Source organism: uncultured Acetobacteroides sp. (assembly GCF_963667355.2).
Taxonomy (GTDB): domain Bacteria; phylum Bacteroidota; class Bacteroidia; order Bacteroidales; family ZOR0009; genus Acetobacteroides.
Genome location: NZ_OY763328.2, coordinates 3233240 through 3251750, shown reverse-complemented (window position 1 = coordinate 3251750; position 18511 = coordinate 3233240). Strand labels below are relative to the sequence as shown.

The window sequence follows — 18511 nt, the reverse complement described above, 5'->3', positions numbered from 1 at the left end:
TCTTTGCAAAGAAATACTAAATACGTATGTTCTCGAATCCTGTTAAACGCGTTGCAGCAATACACGACATGTCTGGCTTTGGGCGAGTGTCGTTAACAGTTATTATACCGATACTTTCGTCGATGGGAATTCAGGTTTGCCCCTTACCCACAGCCATCCTTTCGACGCATAGCCAATACGAAGGCTTCGAGTTTGTAGATTTAACGCCAAACATGCAGCCAATAATTGATCATTGGAAGCGGCTCAAACTTCACTTCGATGCTATTTATAGCGGGTTCCTTGGTTCTGCTGCCCAAATTGATATTGTAGCAAAGTTTATTGATGATTTTAGAGATGAAAAGGTGATGGTTGTTGTAGATCCCGTATTGGGTGATAACGGAAAACGTTACACTCCAATTAGCGAGGATATGGTAACCGAAATGCAGATGCTCGTAAAAAAGGCAGATATAATCACCCCAAACCTTACCGAGGTGTTTCTGCTACTCAACGAACCGTATACTCCCAAGGTAAACCACGAGCAAATCCGCAGCTACCTGCTTCGTCTCGCTGAAATGGGGCCAAAGATTGTAATGATAACAAGCATCCCTGCAACGGACGATCAACATACCTCTGTAATTGCCTACAATCGCGAAGATGGTCGATTCTGGAAAGTATCCTGCAGCTATCTTCCGGCTGCCTTCCCCGGAACGGGAGATACATTTGCAAGCGTAATTGTTGGCTCAATTCTACAAGGCGATAGCTTACCTATAGCGCTAGATAGGGCGGTAAACTTTGCGTCTCTTGGCGTAAGAGCCACTTTCGGGTATCCAGGAAAACCGCTCGAAGGAATACTGCTCGAACGTATTCTTCCATCATTAAGCCAAGCGGTACAGCCAACCAGCTACCAGCTACTCAACTGGAGCAGCAACTAGTTGCACTTCTGACAGGTCTCTGAATCGAATTCCACCTCAATGGTTACATGGTTGACATCAAAATCTGCCATGAACTTGCCTATACTTTGTTTTAATCCAACCTGATCTTCACTGCTAAGCCCCTGCGGTACCACAACGTGCAGGGTTGCCACATGGTAGCTTTCATCCATCGACCAAAGATGAACATCGTGCACGTCTATAACATGAGGCAAAGACATGATTTTTTCGCGAACTTCATTTTCATCAACGCTATCGGGAGCCGATTGCATGAAGATGTAAAAAATAGCCTTCAGATTTTTGAATACGTTGTACAGAATAAATGCAGCGATTCCCAATGACAATATCGGGTCAATAATAGTCCATCCCGTTAACTTAATCAGCACACTACCCAATAACACGGCAAGCCAACCAAGAACATCTTCAAAAAGGTGTAACATGACAGCGCGCTGCGAAATTGTAGTAGAATTGTGCCTCAAGCGAATCACTGCAATGCCATTAAACAACAACCCGAATACTGCAAGCAGCATCATTCCTGATGTATGAAGCGGTTGTGGATTAAGCAACCTGGGAATTGCCTGAAAAAGAACGGCAGTTGAGCCTACGAGCAAAATCAACGTATTAATAAGAGCTGCCAATGGCGAGTATCGCTTATAGCCATAGGTATACTTTCCATCGCGCTGCTTTTGCGATATTTTTTCGAAGTAGATGGCCGTTCCAATTGCGGCGGCATCGCCCAAATCGTGAATGGCATCGGAAAGAATCGCTGTTGAGTTGGTTAATATTCCTCCAAAAAACTCAACAATGGCAAAGCCACCATTAAGAAACAGCGCTGTTTTTAGGGCGCCATGGGGGTGATGGGCGTGATGATGCTTGCTATGGTTGCTATGGTTGGAATGCTCGTGCATTTTTTCTGGAAAGTTAGATAACGTTACTGCAACTACGCCTCCTTAATGCTGATTTATACCGAATTTAGGAACAGCCATTGCTTCCTTTTGTTTCTCAACGCATAACGACAACCGAAATGCTTTACGAATCTTATACCGATTCAACCCAATCGACAATAAATTGAGCAAACTGGCTACTATCATTCAAGCAAGAAACGTAGGTGTACTCCGTTCCACCTGCATCCATAAATATTTTACGCGCTTCGACATTGATATCCTTGAGCGTTTCTAGGTTTTCGGCAACAAAGGCAGGACTAATTACAAGTATTCTTTTGACCCCTCGCTTGGGCAAATCCGTCAAGACTTCGCTAGTTGAAGGTCCTAGCCAGCTCTTCCCCATCGCCGACTGGTAAGATACGCCATACCTATCCATCATTCCTAGCTGCTGGGCTACAAGCCTCGATGTTTCCTCTACCTGATGCTGGTAGTTTACATCCAAAGCATGCTCCTTCGAAACAGTGCTAAGCGATTTTTGCAGCTGCCGAATTGGGATGCTATGGTAGGAAAACTGCAGCCAGTCGTACTGCGATAGGTCAAGCGAAGCAAATAGGTTAACCAGCGAAGCAATATAGCCGGGCTGATTGTAGAACGGCTTTGCAACCTTTACCGCTAAGCGGCCATCGAGACGCTGCAGCTCGCTTTTGGCGTGCAACGCAGCACTTTCGTAGGACGACATTGCATAGTGGGGAAACATTGGCACTACCACCACCTCTGATAGGTTTGCCACCCTTGCTTTCAGTCTAGCTAGAGCGCTTTCGACTGTTTCACTACCATACCGCATGGCAACCTCGACGGCAACACCCGACAACCCTTCGACCTTGTGGGCTAACCGGATGGAGTTAACGAGCAGCGGCGAGCCATCGTCGGTCCAAATAGCGCCATACGCCTTTGCTGACTTGTACTTCCGAAAAGGGACGATTACACCTCGCACCAAGAGGAAGCGAAAGATGAACGGAATGTCGATTATCCGCTCATCCATCAAAAATTCGGAGAGGTAACGACCAACATCCCCAGGCAATGGAGATGCTGGACTTCCCGTATTTACTAGAATTATTCCCCTCATCGGCTACACAAAGCTGTAGAGTTGGGCTATCTCCTGCGCCCAAAGGCTTTCATCGGGAGTTTCCAGGATAAGAGGAATACCATCAAACCGAGAATCCTTGGCTATAAACTTAAAGGCATCGACACCAAGAATACCAGAACCAATATTCTCGTGCCTATCCACCTTGCTGCCCAACGCCTTCTTGGTGTCGTTAAGGTGCATTCCTTTTAGGTAGCGAAAGCCAACGATGGCCTCGAAATCGGCAAAGACTTTATCGAAAGATTCCTGCGTAGACAAATCGTATCCAGCGGAGAACGCGTGGCAGGTGTCGATGCACACGCCTACACGGCTTTTATCCTCGACATGATCGATGATATACCGAATCTGCTCGAACCTAAACCCAAGGTTCGACCCCTGCCCCGCCGTATTTTCGATGACTGCGGCAACCCCACGGGTTTTATCCAAAGCAAGGTTGATAGACTCGGCAATGGTGCGCAGGCAGGTCTCCTCATCGATCTTCCCCAGATGGCTTCCTGGGTGAAAGTTGAGCCTATCGAGCCCCAGCTGCTCGCAGCGCATCATCTCGTCGAGGAAGGCCTCGCGCGACTTGGCCAACCCCTCCTCCTCGGGATGCCCTAGATTAATCAGGTAGCTGTCGTGGGGAAGTATCTGCGCTGGCGTGTACCCATACTTCTCGCAGCTGGCCTTAAAGCTGCTGATGGAGGTAGCCGACAACGGCGCCGATTTCCACTGGCGCTGATTCTTCGTAAACAGCGCAAACGCCTTTGCGCCTATCTTACTGGCATTGGCAGGTGCGTTCTCAACTCCTCCCGATGCGCTAACATGTGCTCCAAAATACTTCATCGATTGTTCCATTTAAGCTGTAACGGTCGATCAGGACGCGCATCCCAACCCGCAAGGCGGTGCTGGGGTGCTCTGCAGGCGTGCGCAGATCCCATCAACTTTTTTTCTCGAATTTAGTATTAAAGTTAAATACAAGGATAAAATCGGGGGCTATTTTACCTACAACTTTTCGCGTGCTATCTTTGAGTAACCCAAATTAAGCCATGCGACTATTTATTTTTCTTGCGACCAGCTATACCCTGCTTCTTAATATAGCCTCGTGCACAAGCGTAAACGGTGGAAGCACTGCCAACAGCATCGACACCATCAAGTACGAATACCGAACGGCGAAGTTCGTTCAGGAAAGCGATAGGATCAAAGACTCATCGCTTCTTTTCCGATCGTCCATAACCTTCCCCCTATTCGACAAAAAGCAAAATGCCGTGCTGGCCGACAGCATCAATACCTTTATTAGGTACACAACCTTTGGAGGATACCAGACCGCCGAGGAAGCCATGAAGACGTTTGTGGATGAGAGCATCCGCCAAACCAAGGACGAGGAAGGGCTGCCGATGCTGGGCTGGGAAAGCATGGATAGCATAACCGTAATATCCAATACGCCATCGGTGGTGTCGCTGCGGCGCAAGCACTACTCGTTTACCGGCGGTGCCCACGGCAATCCCTCCGAAACGTACACCTGCTTCAGCGCCAGCAGGGGCAAGCGGCTAAGGCTTGAGGATGTTGCCGAGGCTGGCCGGCTATCCGAGTTGGAAGCCATCAGCATTGCCCAGCTTAAGCAGGATCGGGGCATCAAGGAGCCGTCGACGCTTGAGGAGTCGGGCCTTTTTGTTGCTAAGGATGAGCTCCCCCTGCCCGCGTCGTTTGCCCTCACCCGCCAAGGCTTGCTCATGGCGTACGACTACTACGAGATTGCCAGCTATGCCGATGGCGTCATCAGCTACACCATCCCCTACAGCAAACTCAAGGGGATTCTTAAGCCGGAATTCATTTTATCCGAATAAAAAAAGGGAAGAGGCTCTAGCGGGCCTCTTCCCTTTTTCATAGCTTCTCCTACAGCTTAAAAACAATTCGGTGCCGGCTGTTCAGGACAAACGCATCGCTTCTAGCGTCGAGGTCGACGCCCAACTCCACAAAGCGCTCGCTGGAAAGGTTGACGTTTATCGCAATACGTGGAGGTTCGGGTTCGGCAACCCAGCGCCCGCACGAGCTGTAGACGTACATCTCGCGGTAGTTATCCCAGTACATGTTGTAGCGGGGGAAGTACACCCATCGGCGCGCAAAATCGTGGTGCGGATGCCACTTCGGGTGGTAGCGCTTATCTCTTGAGGGCGAATCGTAAACCTCAACAACGCGCCCGCGATGAGGATTTCCGTGCTCCTTCCAATGCCCCCTTTCGCGGTGGGGCCTTTCGTATCGATCGTCGCCACGATTATCCCCATCTTCGCGATAATAATCCTCACGGTGTGGATTTCCGCGCTCCCTTCCGTGCTCCCTCTCCTGCTGATGCCTTCTCGGTCCATCGGCCAAAGCAGCCGACGAAACCAGCATTCCTGCGGCAACCAGCGCCATAAACGGCCAGCTTAGCTTACTCATCGTGTTAGTTTTTTGAAGGAGGTAGTGCAGATCGCGTGCCAGAATCGCACCGATCCGAATGCTGCACCCGCACTACAACTACGAGTGCCTTCATCATCCCCCGGCAGATGCAGATTTTCTTTCCCCTCGGCGGATGGCAAGTACGTTTTTGTAGCAATGGCTCATCCCGCAAGCTGGGATGAGCCATTGCTACAAAAACAGAGTATCCCGCACGCTGGGTTGGGCCGTTGCTGCAAAAACGGAGAATCCCAGATGCTGGGATGGACCATTGCTGCAGAAACGGGGAATCCCGCAAGCGAGGACGCCTCCTTCAACGCGGATGCGACCCTAATCCCTAAAAGGCGTAGCCCAGCGAGAAGCTGGTGCAAACCTTGTTCATCTCGGGCGAGTAGGATACCGACAGGTTGATGGGCCACTTCGAGACAAAGTAGCCGGCCGAGATTCCAAAGCCCCACAGCTGCTTTGCCTTGAGGGAGGCATCCAGCGTTTTGCTCTTTACGAAGTTGTAGATACCGTAGTTTGCCTTCGCCTGCAGGTAGAGGTTGTCGTACACGTTGGTTTGCCACCCCAGCAGCATGCTGCCAAACGAGCTCGTTGTAACCTGGGCATCCTTTAGCCCCGTAAAGTTCATGTGATTGTGGAAGAGGGACTGATCCCCTCCCAGGAAGAACTCGCTGAAGTAAAGCCCACTAAAATCGAGCTGTGCCCCGAGCTGCAGTTCCCAGATAATCGACGACTTTGGGGCGATGGGGCTGTATACGGTAGCCTGGTAGGAGAGCTGGTAGTAGGGCCTCCCCTTTAGCGTTAGCAGAAGCGAGTCGTAGAGGGTTTTGTTCTGCGATGGGTTGCGGTGCAGGTTGCGCCCAAACACGCAGCCCGCCTCGAGCTTCGACGTGCCCCCCCGCGTAGGGATGTACCTCCTGTCCAACGAGTTGGTGTACTGTGTTACGTACCCGTACAGGTGGCTTTCCCCGCCCCGGTACCGGATATCGGCGGCAATATCGGGCGCGTAGGTCATGTAGTTAAAGGAAATGCCCGCGCCAAGGCTCGACGTATTGCCCATGTAGCGCGTAAACGACAAGTCCACCTTGTTGAAGGTTGTGTTGTAAACGTAGAGCTTTTTTGCCCCATTATATAAAGGTATGTTCAGGTCGGTAAACCGCAGCTCGGCCTGCAGCTGATTCCTGTTTTTGGGGCCAAACAGCAGGCGGCTCTGCACAAGCGCGTCGAAGTTATCGCCGATGGACAGCTTCACCATCGACCGGCTGTTGGTTTTCCTAAAGTTTCTGAGAGTGTAGTTCAGGTTGATGGCAGATCCTAGGAAGCTGTTGTAGAGCAGCCCCACCTTTACCCAGGTAGAGGTGTACTCCTCGGCAACGATTCGGATGTTGGCGTGATGGGGGATGGCCGTCGGGGAGAGCTCGTAGTAGATGTACTTGTAGTCGAGCGTAGCGTAGGCCCGCTTAAGCGCCTCGGAGAGCCGACGGGCCGAGTAGGACTTGCCCACCTTCAGCGCCATGTTGTCGAGCAGCTGCTTGCGGGTAGTCTCGCTGATGCCCACCACCTCGATGTTGTCCAGTGTCACCGAGGGTTCCGGCTTAAAGCGGGAGTAGGGATCGTATGCTATGGGCTGAATGGCGTTCAGCGAATCGGCCAGATGCTTAAACGTGGGGTACATCATAGCCCCCATCTCGTTGCCAATTCGGATGATATCCTTGTAGTCGCCAAAGCTGGCCGCGTTGTAGTCGCCAATTGGCGGCATAATCAGCAGGTCGCACATGGCCTTTTGGTTAACCTCGTCGGCGGCATCCACGTAGCTGGTAATTTGGTCCATCACGTTAAAGGCCGTCTTAAGCTGGTTCCTATTCATCAGCCCCGAGTACAGGCTCACGCCGATAACGTAGTCGGCGCCCATCTTCTTTGCCTGGCTCACCGGGAAGTTTTGCACCAGGCCGCCATCCACCAGAATCTTTCCCTGGTAGGATATTGGCGTAAACACCGACGGGATGGCCATGCTGCTGCGAATGGCAGGAACCAGCTCGCCCGAGCTGAGCACAACAGGCTTACCCATCTCCAAGTCGGTGGCAATACACTCGAACGGGATGCTCAGTTGGTGGAAATCCTTCACCGCATAAACAGGGTAAAGCGCCTTCAGGAACTCAACCCACACCCCTTCGGGATCCATAATCCCCGACGTTAGCGCTGGCCTAAAGCCCTTAAAAGGAACTTCGAACATGTAGCTGCCAAACTCATCCTTTTCGCGTAGGGCAATTTCGTTGTACTGCGGATTGCTCTTAAACAGGTCATTCCAATCGATATCGTTGGCAATTTTCTCAATATCCTTTCCCGAATAACCGGCAGCGTACAGCGACCCTACAACAGCCCCCATGCTGGTTCCCGTAATGTAGTCGACCTTTAGGCCCGCGCTATCGATGGCCTTCAGGATGCCAATATGGGCCAACCCCTTTGCCCCACCGCCCGAGAGCGTCAGCCCAATTTTAGGGCGCTGCTGGGCAAGGGCCAGCGGAACAAGCAGAAGTAAAAATGCAGCAGTAGCAAGATAGGAACGGAACAAGAGTGATTGCTTTCTCATTAAAATCAATGGTTGTCGATAAACGATAGAATTGCCTAAAGAGCAGCTACAAATATACACCTCCGCCAGCGATCTACCTTAAGCGTTAGTACCTATTAATTAGCATCCGTACAAAAACAAGAAACTAATTGAGCGTAAAATGCACCCCCTGCTTTCTTACCCATCTCCGAATACCCTAACGACAATTCACAGCCGATAAACAACCGTAAAAGAACAGCAGCACGCCGGCGTTAATGGGAAATATCAAACAGGTTACTAACACCTACTTACGCAACCCCACTTACAAGGCAATGTTTACCGCCAGCAAATAAACGGTGCCGACCAATTCCCTATTTACCAGTTTGAGTCTGTGCATTTTTTCCTATATTTGCCCGTCACAGCAAAAATTACCCCTGAATATATGACAAATAAAGGTTTAAAGATTGTTGTTCTCGCAAAACAGGTACCCGACACCCGCAACGTGGGCAAGGATGCCATGAAGGCCGACGGTACCGTTAACCGCGCTGTCCTTCCTGCGATCTTCAATCCAGAGGATTTAAATGCCTTAGAGCAAGCTCTCCGACTAAAAGACAGCTATCCTGGCACCACAATAACCATCCTTACCATGGGCCCTGGTCGTGCTGCCGATATTATTCGCGAAGGTATGTACCGTGGTGCCGACGATGGCGTACTGCTTACCGACCGTAAGTTTGCGGGTTCCGACACGCTAGCAACCTCTTACGCGCTTTCGCAAGCCGTTAAGAAAATTCAACCTGATCTTGTTATAGCAGGCCGTCAGGCTATCGATGGCGATACCGCTCAGGTAGGGCCACAGGTTGCCGAGAAGTTAGGCTGGCCTCAGGTAACCTATGCCGAAAGCATCCTATCGTTCAAGAACGAGGAGTTAACCATCAAGCGTCGCCTTGAGCACGGCATCGAGGTTGTTGCCGGAAAGCTACCAATGGTAATCACCGTTACCGCATCGGCTCCAGAAGCTCGCCCACGCAACGCCAAGCAGCTGATGAAGTTTAAGCATGCCCGCACCGTTACCGAGCTGCAGGAGCAAACATCGGACTACTACATGGAGCTGCAAAGCCGCGAGTACCTTCGCATTCCAGAGTGGGGTGTTGCCGATGTTGACGCCGACGTAGAGCAGCTAGGTCTTTCGGGATCGCCTACCAAGGTTAAGAAGATCGACAACGTGGTGTTTGCCGCTAAGGAGGCAAAGCGCCTAACATCAGAAGATACAGATATCGAATGGCTGATTAAGGAGCTTATGGCTAATCACACCATTGGTTAATCCTCATAATTTTCTAAACTTAAAAAGACTTTTACCGTGAACAACATTTTTGTTTACTGCGAAATAGAAAATGGTAAGGTTGCCGATGTGAGCCTTGAACTGCTTACCAAGGGCCGTAACCTTGCCGACCAGCTAGGCTGCCAGTTAGAGGCGCTAGCCCTCGGTCATAACCTTAAGGGTATTGAGGTAGAACTCGGACAGTACGGTGCCGACGTGGTACACGTTGCCGACGATGCTCGCCTTGCCCCATACCGCACCCTTCCTCACACCACCCTTATTAAGGCCGTGTTCGAGGTAGAGAAACCACAGATTGCGCTTTTTGGAGCATCGTCTGTTGGTCGCGACTTAGGTCCTCGCGTTTCATCGCTTCTACATAGCGGTCTAACTGCCGACTGTACCTCGCTCGAAATTGGCTCGCATACCGAGAATAAAACCGGAAAGATTTACGAGAAGCTTCTATACCAAATCCGCCCAGCATTTGGTGGTAACATCATCGCTACCATCATCAACCCCGACCACCGCCCACAGATGGCAACCGTTCGCGAGGGTGTGATGAAGAAGGAGATTATTGCCAACGCCAAGCCTGCACAGGTTAAGAAGATTGACGCTAACAAGTTCCTTACCGATACCGATGAGGTTATCCGTATCATCGAGCGCGAAATTGAAGAGCGTAAGATTGATATCAAGGGCGCTCCAATCATCATTGCTGGTGGTTACGGTGTAGGATCGAAGGAAAACTTTGCCCTTCTACATGAGCTTGCTCAGGTTCTTGGTGGCGAGGTGGGCGCATCGCGTGCCGCCGTCGACGCAGGCTTTGCCGAGCATGCCCGCCAGATTGGCCAAACCGGTGTTACCGTTCGTCCTAAACTATATATCGCTTGCGGTATCTCAGGACAAATTCAGCACACCGCAGGTATGGAGCAATCGGCCATGATCATCTCGATCAACAACGACCCTGCTGCCCCTATCAACCAAATTGCCGACTACGCAATTACCGGCGACGTATCCGAAATCATCCCTAAGTTGATTAAGTACTACAAGAAGAACTCGAAGTAGCACTAAGTAGGACGATTTAAAACCAAGAACAATGGCAAATTTTTACTCAGATAACGAAGATTTGAAATTCCACCTAGGGCACCCACTGATGAAGAAGATCGTGGAGCTCAAGGAAATGGGATTTGTAGATAAGGAAACCTACGACTACGCTCCTATCGATTTCGAGGATGCTATTGACAGCTACGACAAGACGCTGGAGATTGTAGGCGACATTTGCGGCAACATCCTTGACACCAACGCCGAGTCGGTTGATGCCGAGGGTCCCGAGGTTATCAACGACCGCGTGAAGTATGCCCGTGGTACTCAGGAGAACCACGATGCGCTTACCCAAGCTGGTCTTTACGGCATGTCGCTTCCACGCGAGTATGGCGGATTGAACTTCGCCATGGTTCCCTACGTGGTTGCTGCCGAGTTGGTATCGCGTGCCGATGCTGGTTTTGCCAACATCTGGGGGCTACAGGACTGCGCTGAGACCATCCACGAATTTGGATCAAAAGAAATAAAGGACGAGTTCCTTCCTCGTATCCACCAAGGCCAAACCGCTGCCATGGACCTTACCGAGCCTGATGCAGGATCGGACCTACAGGCTGTACAGCTAAAGGCTACTTGGGACGAAAAGAAGGGTACATGGTTGTTGAACGGCGTAAAGCGCTTCATCACCAACGGTGACGCTGAGATCTCGCTAGTTCTTGCCCGCTCGGAAGATGGCACCAACGACGCTCGTGGTCTGTCGCTTTTCGTGTACGACAAGAAGGACAACGCCATGAAGGTTCGCCGTATCGAGCATAAGCTGGGTATCATCGGCTCGCCAACCTGCGAATTGGTATTTACCAACGCTCCTGCAGTGCTTGTGGGCGACCGCAAGATGGGTCTTATCAAGTACGTAATGTCGCTGATGAACGGTGCCCGCCTTGGCGTAGGTGCTCAGTCGGTTGGCCTTTCAGAGGCTGCCTACCGCGAGGCTGTTAAGTACGCCAACGAGCGCGTGCAGTTTGGCAAGGCCATCATCCAGTTCCCAGCCGTATACGAGCTGCTCACCAACATGAAGGCTAAGCTTCAGGCATCGCGTGCGCTGCTTTACGAGACATCGCGCTTTGTTGATGTGTACAAGGCATACTACCACATCAGCCAAGACCGCAAGTTGGAGAAGAACGAGCGCGACGAGCAAAAGGAATTTAACAAGCTGGCCGACTGCTACACCCCGCTGCTTAAGCTATTCGCTTCGGAGTACAGCAACCAGATTGCCTACGACTCGCTACAAATCCACGGTGGATCGGGCTTCATGAAGGATTACCCAATTGAGCGCATCATCCGCGACGCACGTATCACCACCATCTACGAAGGAACCTCGCAGCTACAGGTTGTTGCCGCCATTAAGGGCGTAACCACCGGCGTATTCCTACAGCAGATGAAGGCTTACGCTGCTACCCCTGTTCATACCGACATGGAGTACATGAAGAAGACTCTTGCCGATATGACCGAGGAGTACGTGAAAGCGTTCGAACTGGTTCACGCCGTTGGCGACAACGAATACCTAGACTTCCACGCTCGCCGCTTGGTGGAGATGGCTGGCCACATCATCATGGGCTACCTACTCCTACTCGACGCTCAGCGCGACGCCCGCTTCACCAACTCGGCTGATGTATTCATCAAGCTTGGTGCAGCATGGAACAAGGATCGCTATAGCTATATTGCAAAGAGCAATATCGACGACCTTGGCATCTACAAGATGGTACAGGAAGAGGTTATCAAGCAAGCATAAGCTTACGCTACTCAATAGTAAAGCCCCGATTTCTCGGGGCTTTTTTTGTTGATAGCCACATCAACTTTTCATTTTTCTCTATATTGATAGCGCATGCTCCTCGTGGTGCATGAATGGCATTAACCGTTAGCAATCTGAACTATGAGAAAGATAATAGCAACAATGTGCGCAATGATGGGCTTCTGGGCTGCCCAGGCTCAAGCCCAACCGGTAGTGCAGCACGACACCACCTTTGTGGCCAGTGGCAACCCGGTGTTCACCCACAAGTACACGGCCGATCCGGCAGGGTTCGTGCACGGTAACAGGCTGTACGTGTACACCGGCCACGACGAGTGCCCCACCAACGAGAACTTCTACAAGATGAAGGAGTGGCTCCTATTCTCGACCGAGGATATGAAGACCTGGACCGAGCATCCCGTACCGCTGAGGGTGTCGGACTTCGCGTGGGCCCGTGGCGATGCCTGGGCCTCGCAGGTGATAGAGCGCAACGGCAAGTTCTACTGGTACGTGGCCGTAGAGCATAAGAGCATCCACGGCAAGGCCATTGGGGTAGCCGTTGCCGACAGCCCCACCGGCCCGTTTAAGGATGCCAAGGGATCGGCCATCATCACCAACAACCTTACCACCCAGTACACCAACATCAGCTGGGACGACATCGACCCCACCGTAATTATCGACGATGACAACCAGGCCTACCTCTTCTGGGGAAACACGCAGTGCTACTACGTGAAGCTGAAGGAGAACATGGTGGACACCGTTGGCCCCATCAGGCCCGTGCTCAACCTCCCCCACTTTACCGAGGCTCCCTGGATACACAAGAATAACGGCTGGTACTACCTCTCGTACGCCGTAGGCTTCCCCGAGAAGATCGCCTACTCGATGAGCCAAAGCATCGACGGGCCTTGGGCGTACAAGGGCATCCTAAACGAGGTGGCCGGCAACTCGAACACCAACCACCAGGCCATCGTGAAGTTTAAGGGCAGCTGGTACTTCATCTACCACAACGGCAGCATCAACACCGATGGGGGTAGCTTCCGGCGCTCGGTGTGCATCGACCGCCTGTACTACAACAAGGATAATACCATCAAGCGCATTCAGATGACCTCGGAGGGAGTTAGCCCCACCCGGTAGGTGGCTCCATAGAGCAAATACATACTGGCAAAGGCCACCCCGATAACGATCGGGGTGGCCTTTGCTGCTACTGCCCCCCTGCCACCCTACCAACCGCTACGGCCAAGGATGCAAGCATCCTCCAAAAAGAAAAGAACCTGCTCCAAGCTGCTAATAAGCTGCTCCGAATAGGTTAGTAACCTGCTCCAAACTGGTTATTACCTGCTCTGAACTGGTTATTGGCACCAGCGGTCTCGGGATTATTCACGGAACTGTGTCTACCCTATTTTTTCGGAAGCAGGAATTACGCCTGCCTTTTAGGTTAGGGCTGCTAGCGGGGCAAGGGTGGCGGAGGAACGGAGCCACTTGTATACCCTTGCCCCGCTAGGAGGCCTGGCCTTCCTTCGCGGGTGTTCTTCATGCTCCAAACTTGGCCATCCGCTCGGCAAATTTAATGCAAAGCTGCCCGTAGATGAGCTTCCACCCCGCAACTTCCCGCTTTGGGCTCGAGTTGATATCCCGAATAACGAGGTATATCAGCTTCTTGATGGCCATGTCGGAGGAGAAGCACCCCTTGGTCTTGGTCACCTTCCGCATGCGCCGGTGGATGCCCTCGATGGGGTTGGTGGTGTACATGAGCCGGCGGATCTCCCTGCCGAAGTCGAAGAAGGAGCTCAGCTTGTACCAGTTTTCCCGCCAGCTCTTGACGGCGGTGGGGTACTTCGTCCCCCAGCGCTCGGCGAAGCGCTCGAGCTCCGCCTCGCCCGCCTCCAGCGTGGGGCTGCCGTAGATGGCCCGCATGTCGGCGGTGATGGCCTTGTAGTCTTTTTTAACCACGTACTTGAGCGTGCTGCGCACCTGGTGGACGATGCAGCTCTGGATGACCGTCTCGGGAAAGGTGCTGCTGATGGCCTCGCTGAAGCCCTTGAGGTTATCCGTGCAGGCGATCAGGATGTCCTCCACGCCCCGAAGGCGCAGATCCTGCAGCACCTCCAGCCAGAAGCGGGCCGACTCGCTCCCGGCAATGTAGATGCCCAGCAGCTCCCGAAAGCCCTCCTGGCTGACCGCGTAGACGTTGTAGAGCGCCTTGCCCTGCACTGCACCGCCCTCGCGGCACTTGAAGTGGATGGCGTCGAACCAGACTATCGCGTAGAGCGGGCTCAGCGGGCGCTGCTGCCACTCCTGCAGCTCGGGGATGAGCCGATCGGTGAGCTCGCTCATCTGGGCGGGCGAGAGCGAAAGCCCGTAAACCTCCATCAGCAGCTTCCGAATGTCGGCGTAGCTCATCCCCTTGGCGTAGAGCGAGAGCACCTTCTCGCAGAGCTCGTCGTCCAGCAGCACCTGCCGCTTGGCCACGATCTCTGGGGTAAAGGATCCGTTACGGTCTCTGGGGGGGCTGAGCTCAAACTCGCCGTTCGAGCTCTTAACCGTTTTGGTGGTAGCGCCGTTGCGCTTGTTGCCCTCCGAATCCTTCAGGTGCTGCTCCAGCTCCAGCGCTAGGGCCTTCTCCAAAAAGTGCTTGAGCAGCGGGGCGAACACCCCATTCTCGCCGCTTAGGCTCTTGCGCTCGTAAAGGCCTTTGATGGCCTCCTTCTCAAATTCCTCGTAACTGAAGCTCGCTACTTTTTCTTCCTCTTTCATTGTCTGCAAAGTTATCGTTATCATTTTGCAGACACAGTTGCATGAACAGTCTCGCGGTCTCCCCTACAACCATCTCCGAGGCGGTTATTAACCTCCCTAGAGAAGGTTACAAGCTAGGCTAAGGATGGTCATCGCCCATCCCTGCACACCTTTTTCCCCAACTTGCAGCAATAGTTATCCAACTTTTCTATCTTTGCTTCTATTGATAACCATTCAACACAATTATGAAGATAGTAGTAGTTGGCTCGGGGGCTGTTGCCATAAATCTAGCCTTTGGATTCGCCACCACCACCAACTTCCAAGTGGAGATTGCCGCCCGAAACCCTCAAAAGGCAAAAGACATTATAGACGGGCTCGACCTAAAGGTTAACATTTCGTCAATCGAGAAATGCGACACCAACGCCGACCTGTACATCATTGCCGTTTCCGACCGCGCCATCGAGGAGGTGTTCCAGCAGCTCACCAAGCGGGTGTCGCCGGAAGCCTGCATTGTGCATACCTCGGGAACCACCTCTATCGATATCTTTGGGAAAGATGCCAATGCCGTTGGGGTGCTCTACCCGCTGCAAACCTTTACGCGCAACCGCATCATCGACCTGCGCGATGTGCCCTTCTACCTCGAGGCCAAGGACGAGCACCTAAAGCGCGTACTCGTTAAAGCCGTTGAGGAGCTGGAGGCTAGGTGGGACTGGCTGGAGTCGGACAAGCGTAAGGCCATCCACGTGGCCGCCGTGTTTGCCTGCAACTTTACCAACTACATGATGGCCTGCGCCAACGAGGTGCTGCACAAGGAGGGGCTAAACATCTCCGTGCTGCAGCCGCTCATCGAGGAGACCATCTCCAAGGCGCTCGAATCGGAGAACCCCATTGCCGTACAAACCGGCCCAGCACGCCGGAATGACAGCCGAACCATCTACATGCACGAGGCCTACCTCAAGAATACCCCCGAGCTAAAGGAGCTCTACTCCATCATCTCCGAAAGGATAATGAAGAAGTTTGAGTAGCCCAATCCACTAACGAGCATAATTTGGTTAGGGACGTTGCGCTGCAACGTCTCTTTTATTTTCCATATACCGGTCAGGATTGCTCCCATCCCCCGCACTTTGAAACAGTTTTTATGCAAAAAGCCGTTGAGGGTAAGCATCTATTCCCTATTTTTACGCCTTAATTGTAACGAGAAAAATTTATCACATGAATATCTCCTATAGCTGGTTGAAGGACTACCTGAAAACCGACCTTACACCCGAACAGATTTCTGAGATACTAACGTCGATTGGCCTAGAGGTGGACTCCCTCGAAAAGGAGGAGGCCATTAAGGGCGGATTGCAAGGCGTTGTTGTGGGCTACGTTGTAGAATGCGAGCGCCACCCCGATGCCGATAAGCTAAGCGTTACAAAAGTTGATGTTGGCGGCCCCGAGTTGCTACAGATCGTTTGCGGTGCGCCCAACGTGGCCGCCGGGCAAAAGGTACCCGTAGCTACCGTAGGTACCGTTCTCTACTCGGGCGACGACGAGTTTAAGATCAAGAAGTCAAAGATACGCGGCGTTGAGTCGTTGGGTATGATTTGCGCCGAAGATGAGCTGGGCCTAGGTCACTCGCACGACGGCATCATGGTGCTCGACCCCGAAACCCCAGTAGGAACACCTGCTAAGGAGTACTTCAAGCTAGAAGATGAGTACGTTTTCGAAATAGGGCTTACCCCCAACCGCGTAGATGCGGCATCGCACTACGGCATTGCCCGCGATGTGGCTGCCTACCTAAAGGTAAACGGTATTCCATCGTCGTTGGAGATGCCATCGGTAGATGCGTTTAAGGTTGATAGCACCTCGAACATCATCCCCGTAGAGGTTATGAACGCGGAGGCTTGCCCCCGCTACGCCGGCATCACCGTATCGAACGTAAAGGTTGGCCCATCGCCCGAATGGCTACAGAAGAAGCTTCGCGCCATCGGCATCAACCCAAAGAATAATGTGGTAGACATTACCAACTTCATACTTCATGAGCTTGGCCAACCGCTACACGCCTTCGATGCTGCTAAGATTGCCGGAGGTAAGATTGTGGTTCGCACCGCCCCAGAGGGAACGCCATTCACCACCCTCGACGGCGTAGAGCGCAAGCTTAACGAGGCCGACCTGATGATCTGCAACGCCAACGAGCCGATGTGCATCGCGGGTGTATTTGGAGGATTGGACTCGGGCGTTACCGAGGAAACCACCAGCATCTTCATCGAGAGTGCCTACTTTAACCCCGTATCGGTGCGCAAGACGGCCCGCCGCCACGGCTTGAATACCGATTCGTCGTTCCGCTTCGAGCGTGGAATCGATCCTCACCAAACCATCTACGCGCTTAAGCGTGCTGCCCTTCTGGTGAAGGAGCTGGCCGGTGGCGAGATCTCATCCGAAGTAATCGACATCTACCCTACCCCTATCGACAACTTTAGCGTAGAGGTATCGTTAGATAAGATGCGCAAGCTAATCGGCAAGGAGATCGAAACCGACACCATCAAGAAGATTTTAGATGCGCTAGATATAGCCATCGTTGAGGATAAGGGCGACGTGCTGCTGCTAAACGTTCCTGCCTACCGCGTAGACGTTCAGCGCGAGGCCGACGTTGTGGAGGAGGTGCTCCGCATCTACGGATACAACAACATTGAGATGCCGCTACAGGTACGCTCGACCCTATCGTTCGAGCCACGCCCCGAAAAGGATAGAATCGTGAACACCGCTTCGGACCTACTTTCGGCTAACGGATTCAACGAAATCATGTCGAACTCGCTTACCAAGGCGGCCTACTACCAAGGGCTAACGGCCTACCCCGAGGAGAAGTCGGTTCGCATCATCAACCCGCTTAGCGGCGACCTTAGCGTGATGCGCCAAACCCTATTCTTCAACGGCATGGAGGCCATTGGCCTTAACACCAGCCACCGTAACGCCGACCTTAAGCTGTACGAGTTTGGCAACGTGTACGCCTACAACGCCGAGAAGGCAACCGACGATAACCACCTGCGCGCCTACAACGAGAGCTACCACGTGGCGCTGTTCGTTACCGGCAACCGCAACGCCGAGAGCTGGAACACCAAGGTTGCGCCTAGCGACTACTTTACGCTTCGCGCCTCGGTAGAACAGCTGCTATCGCGCTTCGGCATTAGCCTGTTCGACCTAAAGGTGGAGGAGAACAGCCTCGACTTTATCAGCGATGGCGTTACCTACCTGCTAAACGGCAAGAAGCTCATCGAGATGGGCGCCGTGGCCAAGAAGTTCCGCAACATGTTCGACGTGAAGAACGAGGTGTTCTTTGCCGAGATCCGCTTCGACCTGCTGATTGGCTTCGTTCGCAAGAACAAGACCACCTTCAAGGAGATATCCAAGTTCCAGGAGGTGCGCCGCGACCTAGCCCTACTGCTCGACAAGAAGGTAACCTTCGCCCAGCTGCGCGAGACCGCCCTTCAAACCGAGAAGAAGCTGCTTAAGAAGGTTGGCCTCTTCGACGTGTACGAGGGCAAGAACCTCCCCGAAGGCAAGAAGTCGTACGCGCTTAGCTTCATCCTACAGGACGAAACCAAGACGCTCACCGACCAGCAAATCGACCGCATCATGGACAACCTGGTGAAGGCCTTCGACCGCAGCTACGGGGCTCAGCTACGATAGGCTGGAGAGAAGTGGTGCGAAGCGACATCCAGCTAGGGCGGAATTATTCGGAAGAATATAGAAACCTA

14 protein-coding genes are annotated in these 18511 nt (G+C 52.5%); 8 read left to right on the top strand and 6 right to left on the bottom strand.

The features are described from left to right. Positions 1–26: 26 nt before the first annotated feature. Positions 27–911: a pyridoxamine kinase gene (locus tag ACHZA1_RS13450; protein WP_320052377.1), complete on the top strand. Its 885-nt coding sequence runs from the start codon at positions 27–29 to the stop codon at positions 909–911. Here ACHZA1_RS13450 and ACHZA1_RS13445 read toward each other — a convergent pair. The 3 genes from ACHZA1_RS13445 to nfo all read right to left on the bottom strand — a co-directional run bounded on the left by ACHZA1_RS13445 (position 908) and on the right by nfo (position 3761). Further along, entirely contained in the window at positions 908–1816 is a 909-nt protein-coding gene (locus ACHZA1_RS13445) for a cation diffusion facilitator family transporter (RefSeq protein ID WP_320052376.1), read from the bottom strand. The genes ACHZA1_RS13450 and ACHZA1_RS13445 overlap by 4 nt on opposite strands. Before the next feature lie 130 nt (positions 1817–1946). Next, entirely contained in the window at positions 1947–2918 is a 972-nt protein-coding gene (hemH, locus tag ACHZA1_RS13440; RefSeq protein ID WP_320052375.1) for a ferrochelatase, read from the bottom strand. Between the two features lie 3 nt (positions 2919–2921). Next, positions 2922–3761, bottom strand: coding sequence for a deoxyribonuclease IV (nfo, locus tag ACHZA1_RS13435; protein WP_320052374.1), 840 nt, complete (start codon positions 3759–3761; stop codon positions 2922–2924). A 203-nt stretch (positions 3762–3964) separates the two neighbouring features. Here nfo and ACHZA1_RS13430 point away from each other — a divergent pair, with 203 nt between their 5' ends. After that, positions 3965–4762 carry a DUF3298 and DUF4163 domain-containing protein gene (locus tag ACHZA1_RS13430; protein ID WP_320052373.1) on the top strand — a complete coding sequence of 266 codons (798 nt, stop codon included), beginning with the start codon at positions 3965–3967 and terminating at the stop codon, positions 4760–4762. Between the two features lie 49 nt (positions 4763–4811). Here the strand turns inward: ACHZA1_RS13430 and ACHZA1_RS13425 are convergent, their stop codons facing one another. Next, the gene (locus ACHZA1_RS13425) at positions 4812–5354 is read right to left on the bottom strand and encodes a hypothetical protein (RefSeq protein ID WP_320052372.1); all 543 of its coding nucleotides are present in this window, start codon (positions 5352–5354) and stop codon (positions 4812–4814) included. 334 nt (positions 5355–5688) lie between these two features. Then, positions 5689–7947 carry a patatin-like phospholipase family protein gene (locus tag ACHZA1_RS13420; protein WP_320052371.1) on the bottom strand — a complete coding sequence of 753 codons (2259 nt, stop codon included), beginning with the start codon at positions 7945–7947 and terminating at the stop codon, positions 5689–5691. Between the two features lie 400 nt (positions 7948–8347). On the opposite strand from ACHZA1_RS13420, the gene ACHZA1_RS13415 reads away from it, so the two are divergent. The 4 genes from ACHZA1_RS13415 (at position 8348) to ACHZA1_RS13400 (ending at position 13175) form a co-directional block, all read left to right on the top strand. Further along, positions 8348–9226 (top strand): electron transfer flavoprotein subunit beta/FixA family protein, encoded by an 879-nt coding sequence (locus tag ACHZA1_RS13415; RefSeq protein WP_320052370.1) that lies wholly within the window; start codon positions 8348–8350, stop codon positions 9224–9226. 36 nt (positions 9227–9262) lie between these two features. Continuing rightward, the gene (locus tag ACHZA1_RS13410) at positions 9263–10282 is read left to right on the top strand and encodes an electron transfer flavoprotein subunit alpha/FixB family protein (protein ID WP_320052369.1); all 1020 of its coding nucleotides are present in this window, start codon (positions 9263–9265) and stop codon (positions 10280–10282) included. Between the two features lie 31 nt (positions 10283–10313). Next, complete coding sequence (locus ACHZA1_RS13405) at positions 10314–12044, top strand: acyl-CoA dehydrogenase family protein (RefSeq protein WP_320052368.1); 1731 nt, start codon at positions 10314–10316, stop codon at positions 12042–12044. Positions 12045–12218: 174 nt separating this feature from the next. Continuing rightward, positions 12219–13175 carry a glycoside hydrolase family 43 protein gene (locus ACHZA1_RS13400; RefSeq protein ID WP_320054921.1) on the top strand — a complete coding sequence of 319 codons (957 nt, stop codon included), beginning with the start codon at positions 12219–12221 and terminating at the stop codon, positions 13173–13175. 396 nt (positions 13176–13571) lie between these two features. Here ACHZA1_RS13400 and ACHZA1_RS13395 read toward each other — a convergent pair whose 3' ends face one another. Next, complete coding sequence (locus ACHZA1_RS13395) at positions 13572–14795, bottom strand: IS256 family transposase (RefSeq protein WP_320052030.1); 1224 nt, start codon at positions 14793–14795, stop codon at positions 13572–13574. A gap of 224 nt (positions 14796–15019) precedes the next feature. Here ACHZA1_RS13395 and ACHZA1_RS13390 point away from each other — a divergent pair, with 224 nt between their 5' ends. After that, entirely contained in the window at positions 15020–15799 is a 780-nt protein-coding gene (locus ACHZA1_RS13390; protein WP_320052367.1) for a DUF2520 domain-containing protein, read from the top strand. A gap of 187 nt (positions 15800–15986) precedes the next feature. Beyond that, positions 15987–18443 (top strand): phenylalanine--tRNA ligase subunit beta, encoded by a 2457-nt coding sequence (gene pheT / locus ACHZA1_RS13385; RefSeq protein ID WP_320052366.1) that lies wholly within the window; start codon positions 15987–15989, stop codon positions 18441–18443. Positions 18444–18511: the final 68 nt, after the last annotated feature.